Here is a 6,705-nt window from a genome sequence, read left to right on the forward strand (position 1 = left end):
GGGAGGTCGGGGGTATGGATCTCACCGCGGGAGGAGCGAGGGTCGCCTCGGTGGCGCGAAGTGAGCGCACCGGGCTGATCCCGGCGGGCACCGTGCTGGCCGGATCGGTGATCTCGCTGATCGGGCTGACCTGGGACATCCAGTGGCACGGCGACGTCGGCCCGGACACGTTCTTCACGATGCCACATCTGTTCCTGTATTCGGGCAGCGCGATCTCCGGGCTCGCGAGCCTCGTGGTCGTGCTGATGACCACGGCCGCGCGCCGGGCCGGCCGCCAGGTCGACGCGCGCGTCGGCGGTCGCGCGATCAACGTCTTCGGCAAGGTCTTCGCCGCACCGGCCGGCTACCTGGTGACCGGGACCGGCGCGGCGATGTTCCTGCTGTACGGCCTGTGGGACCAGTGGTGGCACGGCCTGTACGGCTTCGACGCGGTGATCGACTCGCCGCCGCACATCGGGCTGCTGCTGTCGATCACGCTGAGCATCATCGGCACGGTCATGGTGTTCGCGGCGGCGCGGGAGCACCGCTGGGGCACCGTCGGCGTGGTCGGCAGCCTCGGCGTGCTGATCGCGTTCAGCACGGTGACCGTGCTGGGGCTGGAGCAGGTCGACGTCGACGGTCTCGACGTCGTCTCCGTGGGCATCGCGCTGCTTTCGGTGCTGCTTGTCTCGGCGGGCGCCGGATTCTGGGGGCGGCCCGGCGGCGCGATCCGGGTCGCCGCGGCGCTGGCGGTCATCCAGGCGATCACCTGGTGGTTCTCGCCGTGGGCCGCGGAGGCGTACGCGAACGCCGTCGGCCTGCCGATGCGGGACTACATCGACGGCGTGCCCGCGATGCCCGCGATGATGCCGATGGCGTTGCTGCCGATCGCTGCCGTACTCGAAGCGGTCTACCTGCTTTCGCGGCGTGGCTGGTCCGCGGGCCGCGTTTCGGTGCTGGCTGGCGGAATCGGCGGTTTCCTGGTCGGTGCGAGCATGCCGATCCAGAACACCATCGTCTACGGGGGCGACTCCGTCGACTGGGCGGTCGTGTTCGCGACGGCCGCCGTCGGTGCGGTGATCGGGCTGCTCGGCGGGTTCGCCGGGTGGCGCTTCGGCGGGATGCTGCGGCTGCTGGCCCCGGCGAAGGAGGACAACGCGCATGCGTAAGACACTGCTGGCACTGGCGGCGGCGATCGGGTTGCTGTTCGCGACCACTCCCGCGGCGAACGCCTACGAACCGGTGAACATCGTCCACACCGAACGGGTGCAGGTCGGCCCGTACGGGATGACGGTCGGGTTCAGCACGTGGCCGTTGCGTGCCATGCAATCGCTGGACTTCACGTTCATCCCGGACGACGGGATCGCCGGGAAGTCGGGGACGCTCGCGTTCGTCAATCCGGAGACCGGGCGGCTGGGCCGCCCGCAGCCGCTGGCGAAGCATCCACGGAAACTGGAGGTGTGGGGACTGGATATCCGGGCCCTCCAGACAGAGGGCTCGTGGACGTTCCGGTTCGAGCTCGACGGGCCCGCGGGCAAGGGCGCGGGGGAACTCCGCGACCTGACGGTGCTCGAACAGCCGGGGCCGCCGATGGCGGTGAGCTGGTCGATCAGCCTGATCCCGCTGATCGTCCTGGCCGTCCTGATCACCGTCGCCTGGCGCAGGACCAGATCCAGGTTGCGTGGAAGCGGGCTCCCTGCGGCGGTGTGACTCGAAGTGACCGAAGATCGGATGGCTCGCGTGTCCCGATGGGGCACGCGAGCCTTTCGTCATGGGCTCAAATCGAACTGTCCGGCCTTGACCGCCTTGAGGAAGGCGTTCCACTCACCGGAATCGAAGACGAAGACGGGACTCTCGGCCAGTTTGGTGTCACGCACCCCCACCAGGCCTTCCCTGCCCAGGTTGACCTCGACACAGTTCCCCCCGTTGGGCTCGCTCGCGAAGGACTTCTCCCACGCGGCGTCGTCGAACAGCGACACGGCCGTGGTCGGATCGTAATCCGCCGCCGATGGATAATCGGCCATTGGTCGTACCTCCGAACGTCGGTCGGGGGTGCGGGTCGCGACCTGCGCGAACCGTCACGGTCCCGGCTTCTCCCTGCCTCAACGGGACTATCCCGCACGGCCAAGTGGGTGATCAACTCCGCCCACTCTCGACATGAAGATTATTCCAGGAGTAGGATTAATCGCAGCGGCCGGGGCTCGGTTGTTGGTGAATCGCTCGCAGTATGCAAAAACCTCGGCGACAGGCGTCACCGAGGCGGCGTTAGCAGGGAGTTTCGCCGTTCCGGCAGGGCACCGACGGCAGGTGACCGGCAGGGGCAGCACCCCGCGGCGCATGACCACCCACCGCCGACCTCGTGGGGGAGGATCAGCGTGATCATTCAGGACACCATGCCTGCGACGGTACTCGCCGTCGGCAGGCTCATGGCCGGTACGGCAGGCGAGAGCCGCCGCTCCGCGCACCTTTTCGACCTGCACTCCAGGGGTTCGCACCCCGAGTTCCTGCACGCCCGTTGCGGCGCGGCGATGCCTTACGACCACTTGGAATGGATCCCCGTCGGTTCGGGGATGCCGTGTGAGCGTTGTCTCGGCTTGGCCGGTTCGGCCGAGCAGACGCGGTTGCCGCGTCCGAGCCGGGGGGTGTGACCGGGATGGCCGTCCGTCTCACCACGCTGCTGTTCCGCCGTGAGGACGAACGCCTTGCCTCGGCGAAGCACCGCAACATCGGACTCGAACTCCGCCAGCGTTTCGGGTTCAGCCTCATCCAGGCCCCGCTGCGCAAGCAGCCACCGTGGAACTCCGAGATCGATTTCCCCGGGCAGCGCGGCGCGCATCGTGACCTGATCAGGACCGGCCGGCCGTTCGAGGGTCAGTTCGAGCTGTCGCCCTTGATCGGGCATCTGACCGGCCGGGCCTGACTTCCAGAGGTCTCAGGGCTTGCGGCCCAGTCCACCGAGCCCGCCGGTGAACGTCGGATCGTCGGCGAACCGGTCGCTCGCGCGGGAAGCCGCTTCGTCCAGATGCCAGGCGGCCATCCAGTCGATCCCGGGCTCCACCATCTCCAGTCCGTCGAAGAACGCGGCGAACTCCGCGCGGGAACGCAGGTGGAACGGAGCGCTGGTCTTCTTGTACAGCTCCTGGACGTTCTCCCGGTTGTCGCCCTCCTTGCGGGTGACGCCGTCCTCGGTCAGATGCGAGGACAGGAAGTACGAACCCGACGGGAGCAGGTCGATGTAGCGCTGGACCATCTCGTGTACGCCCTCGTCCGGGCCGAGGAAGTACAGCAGGCCGACCATGACCAGCCCGATCGGCTGCCGCGGGTCGAGGACGCCGGTCTCGAGGGCGCGCTTCCAGATGTCGGCGGGGTCCCGTACGTCGCCTTGCAGGACCGCGTGCCGCCCGAGCAGGCCCTCGCGTTCCAGCAGCAGCTGGGAATGCGCGACGGCGACCGGCTCGATGTCGACGTAGACGACGCGGGAGTCCGGGTTGATCGCACTCGCGATCTGGTGGACGTTGCCGACGGTGGGCACCCCGGAGCCGATGTCGAGGAACTGGGTGATCCCCTGGCGGGCCAGGTATCCCACGCCGCGGCCGAGGAAGTCGCGCCCGACCCTGGCGAACGTCTTGACCTCCGGGAACTGCTTGAGCACCTGCGTGCCGAACTCGCGGTCGATGGCCCAGTTGGCCGTACCGCCGAGGAACCAGTCGTACACCCTGGCCACGTTGGGTCGTTCGAGATCGACACCTTCGGGGGCTGCGGGATCCTGCTGCGTCGTCATGCGGTCACACCTCGTCATAAAGCGGGTTTGCGGGCGACCCCGCCGATGGTGCAGCTAAGCGTAGGCGAGCGGGCGTCGTCCAGCCTCCATGCGCCGACCGGGACCAGACCCGGCGCCACGAGGTCGAAATCCCCGAAGAAGCCCAAGATCTCTTCCCGGTCGCGGAAGGACGCGGGTGTGCTCGACTGTTCGTACTGCTTCACGACGCTCTGGACCTGTTCCAGCTCGTCACCTTCCACGTCGGACATCGTGACGTGGGAGAGCACGTAGAACGACCCGGCGGGCAGCAGCTTCCGGTACCGCGCGACGACGGTGGCGAGTTCGGGACCCGGCACGAAATGCAGGACGGCGACGGTGAGCAGGGCCACCGGTTTCGCCGGGTCGAGCACGCCGGTGTCGAAGGCGCTCTCCCAGATGCCGTCCGCGTCGCGGAGGTCGCCGGCGATCACCGCGTGCCTGGCGGGGTCACCACTCTTCTCCAGCAGGATCTTGGCGTGCGCGACGGCGACCGGTTCGTTGTCGACGTACACGCAGCGGCTGTCGTCGTCGACCTCGTTGGCGATTTCGTGGACGTTGCCGACGGTCGGCACACCGGAACCGAGGTCGAGGAATTGGCGCACGCCGTTCTCCGCGCAATGCCGGACCGCGCGGCCGAGGAAGGCCCGGTTGGCCCTGGCGAGGGAGCGGATGAGCGGGAAGGTCCTGACCAGTTGCTCGCCGAATTCCCTGTCCACCGCCCAGTTCGCGGTTCCCCCGAGCGCCCAGTCGTAGATACGGGCGGCGTTGGGCCGCTCGAGATCGACCCCCTCGGGCAGGAACTGCGGGTCCATCTCAGGATTGCATCTGGTTGCGGTACAGCTCGGCGAGTTCCTTGAGGAACTGCCGGGTCTCCTGGCGTTCCAGCGCGGCGCCGCGCAACCGGTCCCAAGAATCGACGAAAATGTTGAAATCCTTGACGTCGTCGAGGTACAAGCCGCCCGCGGAATGCTCGATGTAGACGAAATCCCTGGTGCGATCGGGAAAACGCATGATGGTGAAGTCGTTGGGCACCGCGGCGAGCCGCGCGCCGAACGGCAACACGTGCACATACACGCGCGGATGCTTGTCCAGTGCCAAGAGATGCTCGACCTGGTCCAGCATCACGGCGGGGGCGGAGCCGCCGGGGGCGCGGCGCAGGGCGCCTTCGCTGATGATGAACCGGTAGTAGGGCGGCTGCTGTTGTTCGAAGACGGCCTTGCGGTCCAGCCGGTTGCGGACCAGCGAGGTGACGTCGGTGGCGCCGGCTTCGGTGAACTGCTTGAGCATGTAGTGCTCGGACTGGAGCGGGCCGGGGATGCGCTCACCGTGCCAGGTGAGGATCTCCGCGGCCGCGGGTTCGAGGTCGGTGAAGGTGCGGAACCAGTGCGGCACCACGGATCGGTAGCCGGACCAGTGGCCACGCTGCCCGGCGGCGGCGCGGGCGAGGTTCATCAGCGTGTCGGCCTCGTCGCCGTTGATCCCGAACGCGTTCAGCATCGATCGCACATCCCCGAGCTTGACCCCGACGGCACCGGACTCGATCTTGTTGACCTTGCCCTGGGTGCAGCCGAGAACCTCGGCGACCTGCTGCTGTGTCATCCGCGCGGCGTTGCGGGCATGCCGGAGCTCGTTTCCGAGCTGCTTCCGGCGCGAGGTGACGGTGCTGGCCATCAGCCTTGCTCTCCCGGACCACATAGCCAGGACCGCGGCTTCCCGCCGTCCTGCGCGCGAACACTTCGAACCCACCCAGGGTACTGCACCTTGCGGGGTTCGATGATGACATTGCGCAGCGTTCCAGGAAACGGCTGAAAACACCAGTCACCTGGTGTGTCACCCTGGTGGCGGAACGATCTCGTCACATTTCGGCCACCTTCGCCCGGGATGGGGACCGAGTGGACCAATCCCGACCGGCGGGGCGTCGGTGACCACTGTGGTCACTACGGCGGCCACACGAACGAGAACTGGCCGGCGACCGGTGCGACGATCGCCGGCACCGGAAGACGCGCGACCGGCTGACCCGACGTCCGGCTGGAGCTGATCCGCCCTGGACACGCGGCGCACGTGCTGGTCCGGCCGCCGGAACGGCGGGTGCTGTTCGTCGACGACTGGCGGAAAGCCCTGGACCTGGTCCATGAGCTGGAGCCGCCGGTCTACGCCCTCCAGGCCGCTCACGAAACCGATCTCGGGTCCTACGACGCACTGTCCGAACAGGAACGACTGCCCGCGAACCCGCACCGGACCTACGCCGAACTAGACGGCCTCGACAGTGCCGCGCCGGTCGACCTGGGGGCCGCGATCGGTCCACTCCGCATGTGTTCCCAATGTCGCCTTTGAGACGCTGAGCGTCTCAAAGGCGACATTGGGAACACACCAGCAAGTGGCCTACTAGCGCGAATACCGCGCGCGCCCGCACCCCAGCCCCCCACCCGTCCCTGGGCAATGCCACTTACTTAGCAGCTGCCGGTTTGACTGTGATGGTGGTGTTGCTGATTGTAACGGGGCGTGGGGTAGCGTTCCGTTGTGGGTGTGACGCGTGATTTGCGGTCGATAGTCAGTGATCATGATCGACTAACTGATGCTATTGGCATTGGTGTGCTGACTCGTTTATTGGATCGTGATCTGGTCGACGAGGTGGTCACTGCCGCTGATCGGCAGGAAAAGCGTGTCCGGCTATTGCCTGCGCGGGTTGTTGTTTATTATGTGCTGGCGTTGTGCTTGTTCTTTGGTGACGGTTACGAAGAGGTCATGCGCAAGCTGTCTCATGGGTTGCGAACTGTTGGTTCCTGGCGGAGTGAATGGGCGATACCCACGGTTGGCGCGATTTCGAAAGCGCGGATGCGACTGGGTTCGGAGCCATTGAGGTTGTTGTTCGAGCGGGTCGCTCAACCGATGGCGAAACGGTCCACGCCGGGTGCGTGGTTGCGTGG

The 6,705-nt window shown here is 67.0% G+C and carries 11 protein-coding genes; 7 read left to right on the forward strand and 4 right to left on the reverse strand.

The genetic code is table 11. The features are described 5' to 3' along the window. Positions 1 to 14: 14 nt before the first annotated feature. A complete protein-coding gene (locus tag ACLARN_RS04540) occupies positions 15 to 1,148 on the forward strand; it encodes a hypothetical protein (protein WP_409489990.1) in 1,134 nt (377 codons plus the stop codon). Continuing rightward, complete coding sequence (locus ACLARN_RS04545; protein ID WP_409489991.1) at positions 1,141 to 1,689, forward strand: hypothetical protein; 549 nt, start codon at positions 1,141 to 1,143, stop codon at positions 1,687 to 1,689. The genes ACLARN_RS04540 and ACLARN_RS04545 overlap by 8 nt, the downstream gene beginning before the upstream one ends. A gap of 59 nt (positions 1,690 to 1,748) precedes the next feature. On the opposite strand, the gene ACLARN_RS04550 is transcribed toward ACLARN_RS04545, so the two are convergent. Further along, positions 1,749 to 2,003, reverse strand: coding sequence for a DUF397 domain-containing protein (locus ACLARN_RS04550; protein WP_409489992.1), 255 nt, complete (start codon positions 2,001 to 2,003; stop codon positions 1,749 to 1,751). A gap of 351 nt (positions 2,004 to 2,354) precedes the next feature. Between ACLARN_RS04550 and ACLARN_RS04555 the strand changes: the two genes are divergently transcribed. Both ACLARN_RS04555 and ACLARN_RS04560 read left to right on the forward strand, forming a co-directional pair. Further along, a complete protein-coding gene (locus tag ACLARN_RS04555) occupies positions 2,355 to 2,627 on the forward strand; it encodes a hypothetical protein (protein WP_409489993.1) in 273 nt (90 codons plus the stop codon). A 5-nt stretch (positions 2,628 to 2,632) separates the two neighbouring features. After that, positions 2,633 to 2,899, forward strand: a complete 267-nt coding sequence (locus ACLARN_RS04560) for a hypothetical protein (RefSeq protein WP_409489994.1) — start codon at positions 2,633 to 2,635, stop codon at positions 2,897 to 2,899. A 12-nt stretch (positions 2,900 to 2,911) separates the two neighbouring features. Here the strand turns inward: ACLARN_RS04560 and ACLARN_RS04565 are convergent, their stop codons facing one another. From ACLARN_RS04565 to ACLARN_RS04575, 3 genes are read right to left on the reverse strand one after another with little or no spacing between them, the layout of a single operon-like run. Continuing rightward, on the reverse strand, positions 2,912 to 3,760 hold the full coding sequence (locus ACLARN_RS04565; RefSeq protein ID WP_409489995.1) for an SAM-dependent methyltransferase: 849 nt from the start codon (positions 3,758 to 3,760) through the stop codon (positions 2,912 to 2,914). 14 nt (positions 3,761 to 3,774) lie between these two features. Continuing rightward, positions 3,775 to 4,590 (reverse strand): SAM-dependent methyltransferase, encoded by an 816-nt coding sequence (locus ACLARN_RS04570; protein WP_409489996.1) that lies wholly within the window; start codon positions 4,588 to 4,590, stop codon positions 3,775 to 3,777. Between the two features lies 1 nt (position 4,591). After that, positions 4,592 to 5,449 carry a helix-turn-helix domain-containing protein gene (locus ACLARN_RS04575; RefSeq protein WP_005163455.1) on the reverse strand — a complete coding sequence of 286 codons (858 nt, stop codon included), beginning with the start codon at positions 5,447 to 5,449 and terminating at the stop codon, positions 4,592 to 4,594. A gap of 210 nt (positions 5,450 to 5,659) precedes the next feature. On the opposite strand from ACLARN_RS04575, the gene ACLARN_RS04580 reads away from it, so the two are divergent. From ACLARN_RS04580 to ACLARN_RS04590, 3 genes are all read left to right on the forward strand, one after another. Next, positions 5,660 to 5,794, forward strand: coding sequence for a hypothetical protein (locus tag ACLARN_RS04580; RefSeq protein ID WP_409489997.1), 135 nt, complete (start codon positions 5,660 to 5,662; stop codon positions 5,792 to 5,794). 45 nt (positions 5,795 to 5,839) lie between these two features. Continuing rightward, positions 5,840 to 6,112 (forward strand): hypothetical protein, encoded by a 273-nt coding sequence (locus ACLARN_RS04585; RefSeq protein WP_409489998.1) that lies wholly within the window; start codon positions 5,840 to 5,842, stop codon positions 6,110 to 6,112. A gap of 186 nt (positions 6,113 to 6,298) precedes the next feature. Further along, the coding region (locus ACLARN_RS04590) for a transposase domain-containing protein (RefSeq protein ID WP_409489999.1) at positions 6,299 to 6,705 on the forward strand (407 nt) is incomplete at its 3' end.

Origin of the sequence: Amycolatopsis sp. cmx-11-12 (genome assembly GCF_046269425.1) — a bacterium.
In the GTDB taxonomy this organism is placed as follows: domain Bacteria; phylum Actinomycetota; class Actinomycetes; order Mycobacteriales; family Pseudonocardiaceae; genus Amycolatopsis.